The organism is Nocardia asteroides (genome assembly GCF_900637185.1).
Lineage (GTDB): Bacteria > Actinomycetota > Actinomycetes > Mycobacteriales > Mycobacteriaceae > Nocardia > Nocardia asteroides.
This window is the reverse complement of sequence record NZ_LR134352.1, coordinates 6,822,619-6,835,800: the sequence shown is the minus strand read 5'-3', so window position 1 is coordinate 6,835,800 and position 13,182 is coordinate 6,822,619. Positions and strand designations below refer to the sequence as shown.

Below are 13,182 nucleotides of genomic sequence, written 5' to 3'. Positions count from 1 at the left end.
GTCACCGGTCGCGCCTGGCCTCCAGCAGCCGCAGCCAGAACTCGCTGACGGCGGGAAACGCCGGTACCGCGTGCCACAGCGTCTCCAGCGGCACGGCACCGACCACCGCGATGGTGGCGGCGTGCAGCTGCTCGCCCATGTCGGGGCCGACGAAGGTGGCGCCGAGCAGGCGGTCCGCGGCGGCGTCGATGACGAGTTTGGCGCGGCCGTGGAAGTCGTCGCGCGACAGCGACGAGCCCGCCACCGCGATATCCAGCTCCACGGTGTCGACGGCGAATCCGGCCTTGCGCGCGTCCTGTTCGGTGAGCCCGACCGAGGCCAGCTCCGGCGCGGTGTACACCACCTGCGGCACCTGCCCGTGGTCGGCGCTCGCGGCGTAGCGCGGACCGTCGAGCGGCTTGCCCTCGGCGCGCGCGGCGATCACGTCGCCGCACACCCTGGCCTGGTACTTGCCCATGTGGGTCAGTGCCGCACGGTGATTCACGTCGCCCACGGCGTAGAGCCAGTCGCCGGGCACCGAGCGGACGGTCAGCTGATCGTCGACCTCCACATAGCCGTCGGGCAGGCCGACGCTGTCCAGGCCGAGTCCGCCGGTGGCCGGGGCGCGGCCGGTGGCGACGACGATCTCGTCGACCTCGAGTTCCCCGTCGTCGAGGACGAGGGTGACCGGCCCGCCGTGGATGGCGCCGACGCCGGTGGCGACCGGGTCGCGGCGGGCGATCAGGCTCGGCTCGGTGTGCAGCCGCACGGTGACCACGCCGGTGTCGCGCAGGCCGCGCAGGATCAGTTCGGCGGCGAACGGTTCGGCACGCGGCAGCAGCCGGTCGCCGCGCACGAGCATGGTGACTTCCTCGGCGCCCAGTTCGGCCAGCCAGGTGGCGGCCTCGCAGGCGACGACGCCGCCGCCGATGACCGCGACCCGGCGCGGGACGATGGTCAGATTGGTGACGTCGCGGGAGGTCCAGGGCAGCGCGTCGCGCAGGCCGGGCGTGTCCGGGATCGCGGCGGTGGTGCCGGTGGCCAGGACGACGGCGTGCCGGGCCCGCAGGACGCGCACACCGTCGCCGGTGTCGACCTCGACGAGTCGTTCGCCGACGAGCCGGCCGGACCCGCGGACCGGCTCGATGCCCGCCGATTTCACCCAGTCGACCTGGGATTCGTCGTCGTGGTCGTGGACGAAGGTGTCGCGGCGGGCGAGGACGTCGGCGACCTGCGGTCCGGCGGCGGTGACGCCCGGCATGGACCGGCCCAGGCTCAGGACTGCGCCGGGCCGCAGCAGCGCCTTGCTGGGAATACACGCCCAGTAGCTGCATTCGCCGCCGAACAGCTCCCGCTCGACGAGCGCGGCGGTGCGATCGCTGCCCGCGACGGCGTAGGCGGCGGCGTTCTCACCCGCCGGGCCCGCGCCCAGGACGATGACGTCGTAGTCGGCGTCGGTCACTGCAGATAGCCCTCGACCTGACGCGGCGAGCGCATCTCGGTGTCGTTGGGGGATTCGTCGGCGCCGGAGCGGGCCCGGCGTTGCCGCAGCAGATCCCACGCCTGATCGAGCATCACTTCCAGCTGCGCCAGCTGCTGCCGTTCGGCGACCGGGTCGATCTCGCCCGCGGTGGCCTTGGCGCGCAGCGCGTGCTCGTCGTCGACCAGCTGTTTGATTCGCGCCAGAATGTCCTGATCGTTCATGTGCTCACCACTTCGATGGTCGGAGGGGTAGTGCCCGAACAGCGACCCGCGTGGGCCTGGGCTCCACTCTACGACCGCGTCGCCACGGGTGGGGTGGACGCGGACCGTGGCCCGGCCGCCGCGGCGAGGCAGTCGGCGGCGATCGGCATGGCCGTGGCCAGCTCGGCCGCGCTCGCCGCGGTGTAGCCGATGGCGACGCCGAACCGGTGCGCGGCGCCCAGATGGTGGCGGGCCAGGCCGTCGAGCAGCACCCCGCGGGCGTGGGCGGCGGCGATCGCCCGCTGTTCGGCGGCGGCGCCGGGCAGTTCGACCACCACGTGCGAGCCCGCGTCGTCCCCGATCACCGGGAGCCCGCGCCGGGCCAGCTCCGCGACGACGAGGGCACGGCGGGGTGGCACCACCCGGCGCAGCCTGCGCAGGTGCCGGGCCAGGTCGCCGTGCCGGGCGAACTCGGCGAGCACCCGCTGTCCGGCCGGGCTCGGCGCGGTGCCGGTGGTGGTCCGGTAGGCGAGCACCGCCGCCGTGATGTCGGGCCGCGCGACGAGCCAGCCGACACCGAGGGTGGTGGCGATGATCTTGCTGGTGGTGCCGAGGTGCACCACCACGTCGGGGGCGATCGAGGCCAGCAGCGGCAGTGGCGCTGTGTCATAGCGCAATTCGCCGTCGTAGTCGTCCTCGATGACGAAGATGCCGCGTGCCCTGGCGAATTCGACCAGCTCCACCCGCCGCGCCGCGGGCATCCGGGCGCCGAGCGGAAACTGGTGCGCCGGTGTGCAATACACCGCGCGCACGCCGTCGGGGATGTCCTCGACGCGCAGGCCGTCGGCGTCGACGGGCACCGGAAGCACCCGGATGCCCGCGGCCCGGAACGCGCCGACCGCGCGCAGGTAGCCGGGGTCTTCGATCGCGACCGCGTCGCCGGGGCGCAGCAGCGCGCAGGCCAGTTCGCCGACGGCGGCGCTGGTGCCCGCCGTGGCCAGTACCGCGGCGCCGTCCGCGGCCAGTCCCCGGTGGCGCAGCAGGTGCTCGGCGACGGCGCGGCGGAACGCGGGTTCACCCGCGCGGTCCCTGCGGGCGTCGGCGGGCTGGTCACCCGCCGCGCGCCAGGCACGGCGCCAGGCGGCGGGGTCGACCGCCTCGGCGCACGGTGCCCCCGGTCCGAGGTCGAGCAGATCGGCCACGGGCTCGGCGTCGAGGCCCGGCGCGGTGCGCGGCGGCGCGGCGGCCGGGGCCGTGCTCAGGTAGGTGCCGGAGCCGCGGCGGCCGGTGAGCCAGCCCTCGGCGTGCAGCTGGTCGTAGGCGGCCGACACCACGGCCCGGCTCACGCCGAGCCGGCTCGCGAGGGCGCGCGAGGACGGCAAGCGGTCGTCCACGCGCAGTACTCCGCCGGTGGCCGCGGCCCGCAGGGCATCGGCGACCTGCACCGACAGCGGTTCGGCCGCCGCCCGGTCGAGCGGGATCGGGAGGTCGTCCAGCATCGTCCACCTCGAATTGGCCTGTTGATCTTCTGGCGAAGTGGACCTGTTTCCAGGCCACTTCTCCGGCGAAGCTCATCTTATGACCACGCACGACGCTTCCCGCACCCCTTTGTCGCCGACCCCGCGAACGACCCTCACCCGGGCCAAGGAACGCGGCGTGGCCGATCGCGCCGCACTGGACGCGGTGCTCGACGCCGGTCTGGTCTGCCACCTCGGCGTGCTGCTCGGCGGCTCGCCGGTGGTGCTGCCGACCATCTACGGCCGGCTCGGCGACACCCTGTACCTGCACGGATCCACCGGCGCGGGCAATATGCGCGCCGCGATCGACACCGACATCTCGCTGTCGGTGACCCACGTCGACGGCCTGGTGTACGCCCGCTCGGCCATGCACTTCTCGATGAACTTCCGCTCGGCGGTCATCCGCGGCCGGGCGACGCTCGTCACCGACGAGGCCGAACGCACGGCCGCGCTGCGGGCGATCGTCGAGCAGGCGGCGCCCGGCTCCTGGGACCGGGTGCGCCCGCCCAACCGCAAGGAGATGGCCGCGACGATGGTGCTCGCGCTCGACCTCACCGAGGCCTCGGTGAAGGTGCGCACCGGCGGCCCCAACGACGACACGGCCGACATCGCGACCGGCGGCGTCTGGGCCGGGGTGCTGCCGCTGCGGCAGGTCTGGGGCGAGCCGATCGACGCGGACAACCTGGAGCCCGGCCTCGACGTGCCCGCCGACGTACTGGCCCGGGTCACCCCGGTCGCGGTCGGCTGAGTCAGCGGCCTGCGGCGCCGAGCGCCATCAGGTCCTTGGCCGAGACCTCGGGCAGATACGCCTTGGTCAGCGCGATCCCGATCCGGGGCAGGTCGGCTTCGTCGCGGTAGCACAGGAACACCGGTTCGTGGCGGGGCTGGAACTTCGCCTTGAACGTGTGCAGCGACCGGAAACCGTAGTACGGCTCCATCGCGGCGCCGAGCCCTTCGAGCAGACGATCGATCGGCTCGGCGCCGTCGGCGCCCGCAGTCCGGGCCAGCGGTGCGCCCGAGAGCGAAACGATCTCGGCGCCTTCCTCTTTGAAGGCCTGGCAGGCCGAGGCGATCAGGAACTCGATCACCGGCCGGAAGCCGTCGGGGCGCCTGCGCATCACGTCGAGGGTCCAGCCGCGGATCTGGTCACCGGCGCCGAACACCGGCAGCCACGAGGTGACGCCGTGCACGCTGCCCTCGGCGTCGACCGCGAGGCCCACCCGCACGGCCGGGTCGAGCGCCTCCTCGACGCCGCCGAGGGTGAAACCCATTTCCGGCAGGCCCTTCTCGCCCACCCATTCCTCCGAGATCGCGCGGACCTGCGCCAGCACCGCGAACGGTTCGTCGTCCAGCTGTACCAGCCGGAACTCGATGCCCTCCTTGCCCGCCTTGTTGATCGCGGAGCGGATGTCCTGCCAGGCCTTGCCCTTGAACTCGAGCTGGGGCAGATCCACGATGGTGTCCTCGGCGATCTGCGCACTGCGCCAGCCGAGTTCGGCGGCCAGGTCCGCGACCGTCCGCGTGGTGGAGAACAGGCACGGCACCAGACCCTCGGCCTCGCACCCGTCGGTGAAGCGGGCGATGGTGTCGGGCAGCAGGTCCGGCGGGCCGACGGGGTCGGTGAGCGCGACGACGGTGCCCGCGTGCCGCTGGTAGGCCACGTAGCGTTCGCCGTCGTCGGCGAACCAGTACTTGTTCTCCGGCCAGGTGGTCATCCACGACATGGTGCTGCCGCCGTAGCGCGCGAGCAGGGCGCGCACGGCGTCGCCGGGCTCGGTGCCCGACAGCGCGCCGCCGGAGATCTTGCGCCGCACCGGAACCCGGAACGCGCCGCGTCCGCCGTAGAGCAGCGCCACCTCACCGGCCCACAGCAGCGCGGTGCCCACCGTGACCGCGCCGGTGGTCCGGTAGTCGGTGCCGATCGCCACGCCCAGCAGCACGAGCGTGAGCGTCACGTGCAGCGCGCCGTAGCCGAGGGCGACCCACCAGGCCCAGCGCCTGCCCTTGCGCAGCTGGTCGGCGACCACCGCGATCACCACCACGGTGAGGATCGTGCTGCCCAGCGAACCCCGTTCCTCCGCGGTGGGGCCGAGCAGGCTGTCGCCGGGGAAGAAGTACACCAGCACCGAGGCCGCGGCGATCACCAGCAGGCCCACGAACGCGAGCATCCGGACCTCGCGCCGGGTCCGTGGCCAGAAACCGTGCTCGCCGCGGCTGAACAGCTTCTCGCCCAGCGGTAGCCACACCGCCGCGGCGAGCACGTGCATGAGATCGGCGAAGGTGGATTCGAACAGGAAGGTGATGGCCACCCACGCGCCCAGCGCGGCGCGGACCCGCAGCCGCCACGGCGAGCGCAGGGTGGCCGACACCGCGGCCAGGCCCGCGATGGCCGCCGTGGTGAATCCGACGTCGCGGACGTCGGCGAGCCGGTCGGCCCAGCCCAGGTGGGTGTGCGCGAGCAGCCCCACCGTCAGCGCGGCGCCGAGCACCCCGATCAGCTGCCCGCTCACACACACCAGCGCGGTGCGCGCGGTGCCGAGCCGCCACTCGGTCCAGCCGACCGCGATCGCGAAGAACACCGCCATGGTGACGTACTGGAACGGGGTGAGCCCGAAGGGCCAGCCGGACAACGGCGTCCACCACTTGCCCTCGGTGAGCGCGGGCCAGCCGTAGGCGATGTCGTGGAACCAGGCGCGGCCGTCGAGCCTGTGCCAGAGCCCGCCGGTCGCGACGCCGAGCACGACGACCAGGGCGAGGAAGGCGATCGTGAACGGCACCCGGCGCAGGACGGCGCCCACGCCGGCGAGCGGGCCCGGCGGGGCCGGTGCGGTGGCAGCTGTGTCGTCGTCCATCGATCCACCCTTTGCTGCGAGTGCGCCGCACGGGCGCGGTGAAGTCGTCTGTGTACGGTATGTCATCCGGTCGCGTCCCGGACCGGCTCGCGCCAGAGGGTTCGGCATCTGTGGAGGTCAGCGATGACGAGGCTCACCGATCTGTCGTTGCTCACCGGGTGGCTCCCGGTGACGCTCACGGTGCTCGGCGTGCTGGGTGCGGTGTGGTTGCTGATCGCCCGGTCGCGCCGCTATGTGACGGTCACCGCGCCGATCGTGGTGCTCACCGCCGCCGTGTTCACCACGGCGCTGTATCTGGTCGTCGAGGAGGTGTGGCGGCCGCTGTCGGATCCGATCGCCGTCTCGGTGTACGTGCTGATCGGGATCGCGGTGGCGGCGGTGCTGCTGGTGGTGCCGCGGATCCTGGTGCGCAGACGGGTGTGGACAGCGGTGGTGACGGTACTGGCCGCGGCGGCCGTGCTGGTCGCGGTCGGCGTCCGGATCAACCTGATCTACGCCTCCTATCCGACGGTCGGCACCGTCTTCGGCGTCGACGAGCTCGATCACGTCGCGGCCGATCAGCTGACCCGCACCGCCGAGGTGGTGACCGGGCGGCCGCTGACCTCGGTGTGGCACGCGCCCGCGGGGCTGCCCGCGCACGGCAAGGTGCTCTCCGCGAGCATTCCGCCCACCGCGTCGGGCTTCGAGGCGAGAGATGCCCAGATCTACCTGCCGCCCGCGTATTTCGCCGATCCGCGACCGCTGCTGCCGGTGCTGGTACTGCTGGCCGGGAACCCGGGCGCGCCGGAGGACTGGTTCGTCGGTGGCCGGCTGGCCCGGACCATGGACGAGTTCGCCGCGGCGCACGAGGGGCTGGCGCCGGTGGTCGTGGTCGCCGACGGCACCGGGAGTCAGCTGGCGAATCCGCTGTGCCTGGACTCGCGGCTCGGCAATGTCGCCACCTATCTCGCGGTCGACGTGCCCGCCTGGACCAGGGCCAACCTTCAGATCGACCCGGATCCGCGGGCATGGGCGGTGGGCGGGTTGTCCTACGGCGGGACCTGCTCGCTGCAACTGGCCACCAACTGTCCGCAGGTGTACCCGACCTTTCTGGACCTGTCCGGGCAGGACGAGCCGACGCTGGGCGACCGGCAGCGCACGGTCGACGCGGCCTTCGGCGGCGATACCGCCGCGCTGCTGCGGGTCAATCCGCTCGATCTCCTACGCACGCAGCGCTTTCCGGATTCGGCGGGAGCGTTCGTGGTGGGCGCCGACGACGCGGAATTCCGCCCGCAGGTCGAGCGGATGTACCAGGCGGCCAGGGACGCCGGGATGGACGTGCGGCTGCGCGAGCTGCCCGGCGGCCACGACTTCGCGCTGTGGTCCGCCGGGCTGCGCGATCAACTGCCCTGGCTGGCAACCCGTCTCGGCATCACGCCCTGACGGGCCAGCAGCACGGCGAAGGCCAGGAGCCAGCAGCTCCACAGCAGGTAGCCGACGAAATTGACCAGTCCGGCCTGCTCGGCGATCGGAGCGAGCACGCCGACGGCGATGGCCGCGGCGCTGACATAGCCGAGCCAGGCGAACCAGCCGGGCACCCGGTCGCGCAGCGCGGTGACGACCAGCGCCGTCCATGCCGCGGTGAGGGCATAGCCGAGCGTTTCGCCGACGAGAGTGCCCAGCACGGTGTTGAGCGTCGCGAAGGTGTCGAGGGATTCCGGCGTGCCGTCGGCCGCCAGCCCGGGGACCAGCAGTGGCCAGCGCAGCAGCCCGACCGCCTGCACGACGGCGGCGGCGATGCCCGCCCGCACGGCCCAGCGCATGGTGGCCGAGTCGTCGAACCGGCCGACGAGCACCGCGAGCGGACCGAACGCGCAGGCCGCGACGGCGAGCAGGGTGAACAGCGCTACGACGGTGGACTGGTGCGCGCGGAACCGCGCGAGCACGTCGGCAGCGGGGGATTGCAGGACGTCGGGGTAGTCGAACGACACACCCAGGCCGGTGAAGGCCAGGTTCATCAGGATCGGGGCGCAGATCAGCAGCGTGATGGCGGGCCAGGGCTTGGTACGCATGAGATATCCGTTCTGGCTGTACGGGGTACAGGTAGCTGTACGGAGTACAGTCCAACGCATGGCGGACGGGAAGTCAACACCTCGGCGCGCGCCGGCCGGTGCGCCGCGGCCGACGCGGCGGTCGTTCACCGAGCAGCAGGTCGTGGACACCGCGCTCGAGCTGCTCGACGAAGGCGGGCCCAGCGCGCTCTCGATCCGCGCGGTGGCCGCCCGGCTCGGGGTGAACCCCAACGCGGTGTACACCTACGTCGCCAGCCGGGCCGATCTGGAACGCGCGGTGATCGAGCGGGTGCTGTCGGCGGTACCGCTGGGTCCGCTGTCCGATCCCGGCGTGGAGTGGACCGCGGCGGTCATCCAGTTCGCGCTCGGCCTGCGCGAGCAGTTGCTGGCCCATCCGGCGGTCGCGACGCTGATGATGTCGGGCTCGATGGACGGCCCGGCCGCGCGCGATGTCGGCGAGGCGATGTTCGGCTGCCTGGCTCGCGGCGGTCTCCCCGCGCCCGCCCGCGCGCACGGCGTGTACGCGGTGATCGTGCAGGTGCTGGGCGCGATCGCGCTGGAGGTGGCCGAGACCGACGGAAAGCCGCCGCTGCCACCGGAATCCGAGCGCATCGCCCAGCGCAGGGCGGCCCTCGACGAGCTGGACGCCACCCGCTGGCCGCGCACCGCCGCGCATCTGGACGAGATCGCCGCCTGGAACTCGGTGGATCAGTTCGTCTGGGGGTTGCGGGCGCTGCTCATCGGCATGACGGCAGCCTGATCAGTCGTCGATCACCACGCCTGCGCGCGTAGTCCGGCGGTCGAGCAGACGCGATCGGTCGCGGTGAGCAGGGTTTCGCGATCGCGCTCGAGGCTCACCAGGGCCAGCGTGTAGCGGTCGGTGAGCAGGGACAGGTACCCCGACAGCCGGGTGCGCGGGAACTCGGTGAGTCCGGGGTGGATCGCGCGGGCCGCGACCCGGTCGCAGTGGTGTGGGCCGACGGTGCGCAGGGACTCGGGGAGGGTTCCGATGTTGGAGCACAGGATGTCTCGCTCGCCCGCGCCCTTGCTCAGTGAGTAGGCCCAGCGGTCCGGGATGACCTGGAGGATCTCTTCCGGCAGGCCCGCCGGGCTCGACATGCGGCGCTGATAGGCGATGCGGGCTTTGTCGCGGATCGTCGCCGGAGTGTCGGTGCGGTCGATGGCGATGTCGGTGACGGCGAGGTCGTTGTCGACGCGGGGTTCGTCGCGGGTGTCGACGGGCAGGCTCGCCTCGATGATCGGGGGCTGGAAGCCGCTCTCCCACAGGATATTCGCGACCAGGTGGATGAACAGGCTGTTCGGGGTGCCACCGGCGGCGGCCGCGGCGGAATCCCACGCGATCGCGTCGAAAGCCAGCAGGATGCTGTGCACCGCGCGATCGGCTGCGTTGTCGGGAACGGTGGTCGCGGGCGGCCGGGGAATGCCGCGACGCAAGGCGCGTGCGGTTTCGCCGAGGACGATCGACCACTGGGACAGGGCATCGGCCCAGTCGGATGGCGAAGTGGGACGGCCGGTTTCGGACGGCGGAATCGCGCACTGGTGCCGGTCGAGTTCGTCGAGGGCGACGGCGACAGCGTGGATCAGGCCGCGCGCGTCGGCGAGCGCGTGCGAACAGGTCAGGGCGACAACGGTTCCGCCATCGCGCAGTGGCGCCGCGGACAGGCGCCAGCCGGGGCCGAACTCCGGGTCCAGATCGGCGCCGAGGGTATCGGCCCACGGCAGGATCGCGTCTTCGGACAGCGGTGTGCCCGCGATGACCAGTGGATGCGCCGAGACGGTGGGCCGCCAGCCGCGTCGCGCGCCGGGGACACGGGCGCGCACCACCCGTCTGCCCAGGCTGCCGACCCGCAGGCGATCGTGGATCGCTTGCAGCAGCGCGGGTTCCATCGCCTCGTCGATCCGCCACAATCCTTGCAGCGCGATCGGGGTGCCCATCCCACGGTGGGTCCGCAGGAAGATCTCGTCGACGACGGTGAGCCGGTCGGTCACCGGTGGTCGGTGCTCCCGTGCCTGCCCGCGCCCGCGGCGAAGCGAGCGGCGCCCTCGAGCGCGCCGCCGGTGAGCGCGTCCAGTCCGTGCCGGAACTCGATGCGCATGGCCTCCTCCTCGGGACGGCCCTGCGCCTCGTAGAGCGCGGCGCGGTCCGAACGCAGGCAGGTCTGGGGGAGCGCGGCCAGCTGACCGGCCAGTTCCTCGGCGACGCGGCGGGCGTCACCGGTCGGGACGACCCGGGTGACCAGTCCCATCTGCAGCGCCTCGGGCGCGCTCACCGCGCGACCGGTGAGGATCATGTCCAGCGCCCTGCCCTCGCCGACGATGCGCGGCAGCCGCACGGTGCCGCCGTCGATGAGCGGCACGCCCCAGCGGCGGCAGAAGACGCCGAAGGTGGCGTCCTGTTCGGCGATCCGCAGGTCACACCACAGCGCGAGTTCCAGTCCGCCCGCCACGGCGTAGCCGGAGACTGCCGCGATCACCGGCTTGGACAGGCGCAGCCGGGTCGGTCCCATCGGGCCGTCACCGTCGACGGTGGCCTGGTTGCCGGTCTCGGTGCCGAGCGATTTGAGGTCGGCGCCCGCGCAGAAGGTGCCGTGCTCGCCCCACAGCACCGCGACCGAGGCTGTCGGGTCGGCGTCGAAGGCGCGGAAGGCCTCGGTCAGCGCGCGGGCGGTGGGCCCGTCGACGGCGTTGCGGGCGTGGGGCCGGTCCAGGATCACCGTGGTGACCGGGCCTGCGTGTTCGACGCGTACGGACATCACTCGACCATACGGCCGATCCACCCCTTGCGTGAAGTAATGAATCAGTGGTTCACTTCTTGGCATGGTGTACCGCAGAACCCCGGCCGTGCAGGCCCGGCTCGACGCGCAACGGGCGCTGATCGTGCAGGGCGCCACCCGGGTGCTCTCCCGTGACGGCTTCGCCGGCCTGTCCATGGCCGCCGTCGCCGCCGAGGCGGGGGTGGCCACCGGCACGGTCTACAAACAGGTCGAGAACAAGGCCGCGCTGGTCGCCGCGGTGTTCGAGACCGTCGTCGCGCGCGAGGTCGAGGCCGTGCGCGCCGCCGTGGCCGAGGGCGACGCGCTGCAACGGGTGAGCGCGGCGGTGGAGACCTTCGCGGGCCGCGCCCTCAAGAATCCGAAGCTGGCCTACGTGCTGCTCGCCGAACCGGTGGACGCCGCCGTCGACGCGCAACGCCTGGAATTCCGCCGTGCCTTCGCCGCCGCGTTCGAGTCCGCGATCGTGCACGGCGTCACCACGGGCTCGGTGCCCGCGCAGGACGCGGCGATGAGCGCCGCCGCCCTCGTCGGCGCGATCGGCGAGGTGCTCGTCGGCCCGCTGGCGGCCGCGCCGCCCGCCGAGACCGTCATCCCCGAATTGGTTGCTTTCGCCGTGCGCGCGCTGGGCGCGCGCCCGGAATCGCTGTAGTCGAAGGAGTTCCGGCCATGCCGACCCATGAAGTCTTCAACCAGGTTCCCCCGCTGGTGCCCTTCGACGCCGCGCGCAACCCCGCGCTGCTCGAAGGCCTGCACCGCGAGGGCGCGGGCTGGGCCGAGGCCGAGGTGCGCGAACTCGGCAGGCTCGCCGGCGATGTCGCCGCGCAGGAGTGGGGCAGGCTCGCCAACGAGTACCCGCCGGTCCTGCACACCCACGACCGCTGGGGTCACCGCGTCGACGAGGTGGAGTTCCACCCGCACTGGCACGACCTGATGTCGGTCGCCGTCGCCCACGGCCTGCACGGCTCGCCCTGGCTCGACGACCGGCCGGGCGCGCACACCGCCCGCGCCGCCAAGTTCTACACCTGGGGCGCCGCCGACGCGGGCCACATGTGCCCGATCTCGATGACCTACGCAGTGGTGCCCGCCCTGCGCCACAACCCGGAACTGGCCGCGCGCTACGAGCCGCTGCTCGGTTCGCGCAGCTACGATTTCGGCCTCCGCGAGCCGTCGACCAAGTCGGGGCTCATCGCGGGCATGTCGATGACGGAGAAGCAGGGTGGCTCCGACGTGCGGGCCAACACCACCACCGCGGCGCCGCAGCCGGACGGGTCCTACCGGATCGTCGGGCACAAGTGGTTCACCTCCGCGCCCATGTCGGACATGTTCCTCACCCTGGCCCAGGCGCCGGGCGGGTTGTCGTGCTTCCTGCTGCCGCGCGTGCTGCCCGACGGCACCCGCAACCCGATCCGCATCCAGCGGCTCAAGGACAAGCTGGGCAACAAGTCCAACGCGTCCTCGGAGATCGAGTACGAGAACGCCACCGGCTGGCTCGTCGGCGCCGAGGGCGCGGGCGTGAAGACCATCATCGAGATGGTCAACATGACCCGCCTCGACTGCGTGATCGGCTCGGCCACCGGCATGCGGATGGGCGCGGTCGCCGCCGTGCACCACGCCAGGCACCGGGAAGCGTTCGGCGCCAAGCTGATCGATCAGCCCGCCATGCGCAATGTGCTCGCCGACCTGGTCGTCGAATCCGATGCCGCGACCACGGTGATGATGCGGCTGGCCGGCGCCACCGACCGCGCCGGCAGCGACCCGGCCGAGGCCGCGCTGCGCCGCATCGCGCTGGCCATCACCAAGTACTGGGTGTGCAAGCGCGCGCCCGCGCACGCGGCCGAGGCGCTGGAATGCCTGGGCGGCAACGGCTATGCCGAGGAATCCGGCATGCCGCGGCTGTACCGGGAGGCGCCGCTCATGTCGATCTGGGAGGGCTCGGGCAATGTGGCCGCGCTGGACGCGTTGCGCGCCATGGGCCGTCAGCCCGAGACCGTCGAGGCGTACTTCGCCGAGGTCGGCCTGGCGCGCGGTGCCGATCCGCGCCTCGACGACGCGATCGACCGCGTCGGCAAGGAACTCACCGACCTGTCCGACATCGAATACCGCGCCCGCCGCGTGGTGGAACTGATGGCACTGGTGCTGCAGGGCGCCCAGCTGGTGCGGCACGGTCATCCGGCGGTCGCGGACGCGTTCTGCGCCACCCGGCTCGGCGGCGACTGGGGCATCGCCTTCGGCACCCTGCCCGTCGGCGCGAACACCGGCGCCGTCATCGAGCGGGCCTTCGTCGACCTGGACTGAGTAGGTTGAT

General features: G+C 72.6%; 12 protein-coding genes. 5 read left to right on the top strand and 7 right to left on the bottom strand.

What is annotated here, in order from left to right:
- Position 1 precedes the first annotated feature (1 nt).
- The 3 genes from EL493_RS31640 to pdxR form a co-directional block, all read right to left on the bottom strand.
- Positions 2-1,441 carry a dihydrolipoyl dehydrogenase family protein gene (locus tag EL493_RS31640; RefSeq protein ID WP_019049289.1) on the bottom strand — a complete coding sequence of 480 codons (1,440 nt, stop codon included), beginning with the start codon at positions 1,439-1,441 and terminating at the stop codon, positions 2-4.
- Positions 1,438-1,683: a DUF2630 family protein gene (locus EL493_RS31635; RefSeq protein WP_019049288.1), complete on the bottom strand. Its 246-nt coding sequence runs from the start codon at positions 1,681-1,683 to the stop codon at positions 1,438-1,440. The genes EL493_RS31640 and EL493_RS31635 overlap by 4 nt, the downstream gene beginning before the upstream one ends.
- Positions 1,684-1,751: 68 nt before the next feature.
- A complete protein-coding gene (pdxR, locus tag EL493_RS31630) occupies positions 1,752-3,161 on the bottom strand; it encodes a MocR-like pyridoxine biosynthesis transcription factor PdxR (protein ID WP_019049287.1) in 1,410 nt (469 codons plus the stop codon).
- 79 nt (positions 3,162-3,240) lie between these two features.
- Between pdxR and EL493_RS31625 the strand changes: the two genes are divergently transcribed.
- On the top strand, positions 3,241-3,927 hold the full coding sequence (locus EL493_RS31625) for a pyridoxamine 5'-phosphate oxidase family protein (protein WP_019049286.1): 687 nt from the start codon (positions 3,241-3,243) through the stop codon (positions 3,925-3,927).
- 1 nt (position 3,928) lies between these two features.
- Here EL493_RS31625 and EL493_RS31620 read toward each other — a convergent pair whose 3' ends face one another.
- Positions 3,929-6,031, bottom strand: a complete 2,103-nt coding sequence (locus tag EL493_RS31620; protein WP_019049285.1) for a bifunctional lysylphosphatidylglycerol flippase/synthetase MprF — start codon at positions 6,029-6,031, stop codon at positions 3,929-3,931.
- Between the two features lie 123 nt (positions 6,032-6,154).
- On the opposite strand from EL493_RS31620, the gene EL493_RS31615 reads away from it, so the two are divergent.
- Positions 6,155-7,453, top strand: coding sequence for an alpha/beta hydrolase-fold protein (locus tag EL493_RS31615; RefSeq protein WP_019049284.1), 1,299 nt, complete (start codon positions 6,155-6,157; stop codon positions 7,451-7,453).
- Here EL493_RS31615 and EL493_RS31610 read toward each other — a convergent pair.
- Positions 7,411-8,082, bottom strand: a complete 672-nt coding sequence (locus EL493_RS31610) for a DUF4386 domain-containing protein (protein WP_019049283.1) — start codon at positions 8,080-8,082, stop codon at positions 7,411-7,413. The two genes, EL493_RS31615 and EL493_RS31610, sit on opposite strands and share 43 nt — an antisense overlap.
- 58 nt (positions 8,083-8,140) lie before the next feature.
- Between EL493_RS31610 and EL493_RS31605 the strand changes: the two genes are divergently transcribed.
- Positions 8,141-8,842, top strand: a complete 702-nt coding sequence (locus tag EL493_RS31605; protein ID WP_074965394.1) for a TetR/AcrR family transcriptional regulator — start codon at positions 8,141-8,143, stop codon at positions 8,840-8,842.
- An 11-nt stretch (positions 8,843-8,853) separates the two neighbouring features.
- Here the strand turns inward: EL493_RS31605 and EL493_RS31600 are convergent, their stop codons facing one another.
- Together EL493_RS31600 and EL493_RS31595 are read right to left on the bottom strand one after the other, a co-directional pair.
- Positions 8,854-10,092, bottom strand: coding sequence for a hypothetical protein (locus EL493_RS31600; protein WP_019049281.1), 1,239 nt, complete (start codon positions 10,090-10,092; stop codon positions 8,854-8,856).
- Positions 10,089-10,856 (bottom strand): crotonase/enoyl-CoA hydratase family protein, encoded by a 768-nt coding sequence (locus EL493_RS31595; RefSeq protein WP_019049280.1) that lies wholly within the window; start codon positions 10,854-10,856, stop codon positions 10,089-10,091. The genes EL493_RS31600 and EL493_RS31595 overlap by 4 nt, the downstream gene beginning before the upstream one ends.
- A 64-nt stretch (positions 10,857-10,920) precedes the next feature.
- Here EL493_RS31595 and EL493_RS31590 point away from each other — a divergent pair, with 64 nt between their 5' ends.
- Both EL493_RS31590 and EL493_RS31585 read left to right on the top strand, forming a co-directional pair.
- Positions 10,921-11,526, top strand: a complete 606-nt coding sequence (locus tag EL493_RS31590; RefSeq protein WP_019049279.1) for a TetR/AcrR family transcriptional regulator — start codon at positions 10,921-10,923, stop codon at positions 11,524-11,526.
- A 17-nt stretch (positions 11,527-11,543) separates the two neighbouring features.
- A complete protein-coding gene (locus tag EL493_RS31585) occupies positions 11,544-13,172 on the top strand; it encodes an acyl-CoA dehydrogenase family protein (RefSeq protein WP_019049278.1) in 1,629 nt (542 codons plus the stop codon).
- Positions 13,173-13,182: the final 10 nt, after the last annotated feature.

Coding starts and splice junctions, on each gene's coding strand:
- EL493_RS31590 (WP_019049279.1), top strand. CDS start 10,921: ATGGTGTACCGCAGAACCCCGGCCGTGCAGGCCCGGCTCGACGCGCAA.
- EL493_RS31615 (WP_019049284.1), top strand. CDS start 6,155: ATGACGAGGCTCACCGATCTGTCGTTGCTCACCGGGTGGCTCCCGGTG.
- EL493_RS31620 (WP_019049285.1), bottom strand. CDS start 6,031: ATGGACGACGACACAGCTGCCACCGCACCGGCCCCGCCGGGCCCGCTC.
- EL493_RS31625 (WP_019049286.1), top strand. CDS start 3,241: ATGACCACGCACGACGCTTCCCGCACCCCTTTGTCGCCGACCCCGCGA.
- EL493_RS31635 (WP_019049288.1), bottom strand. CDS start 1,683: ATGAACGATCAGGACATTCTGGCGCGAATCAAACAGCTGGTCGACGAC.
- pdxR (WP_019049287.1), bottom strand. CDS start 3,161: ATGCTGGACGACCTCCCGATCCCGCTCGACCGGGCGGCGGCCGAACCG.
- EL493_RS31585 (WP_019049278.1), top strand. CDS start 11,544: ATGCCGACCCATGAAGTCTTCAACCAGGTTCCCCCGCTGGTGCCCTTC.
- EL493_RS31605 (WP_074965394.1), top strand. CDS start 8,141: ATGGCGGACGGGAAGTCAACACCTCGGCGCGCGCCGGCCGGTGCGCCG.
- EL493_RS31595 (WP_019049280.1), bottom strand. CDS start 10,856: ATGTCCGTACGCGTCGAACACGCAGGCCCGGTCACCACGGTGATCCTG.
- EL493_RS31610 (WP_019049283.1), bottom strand. CDS start 8,082: ATGCGTACCAAGCCCTGGCCCGCCATCACGCTGCTGATCTGCGCCCCG.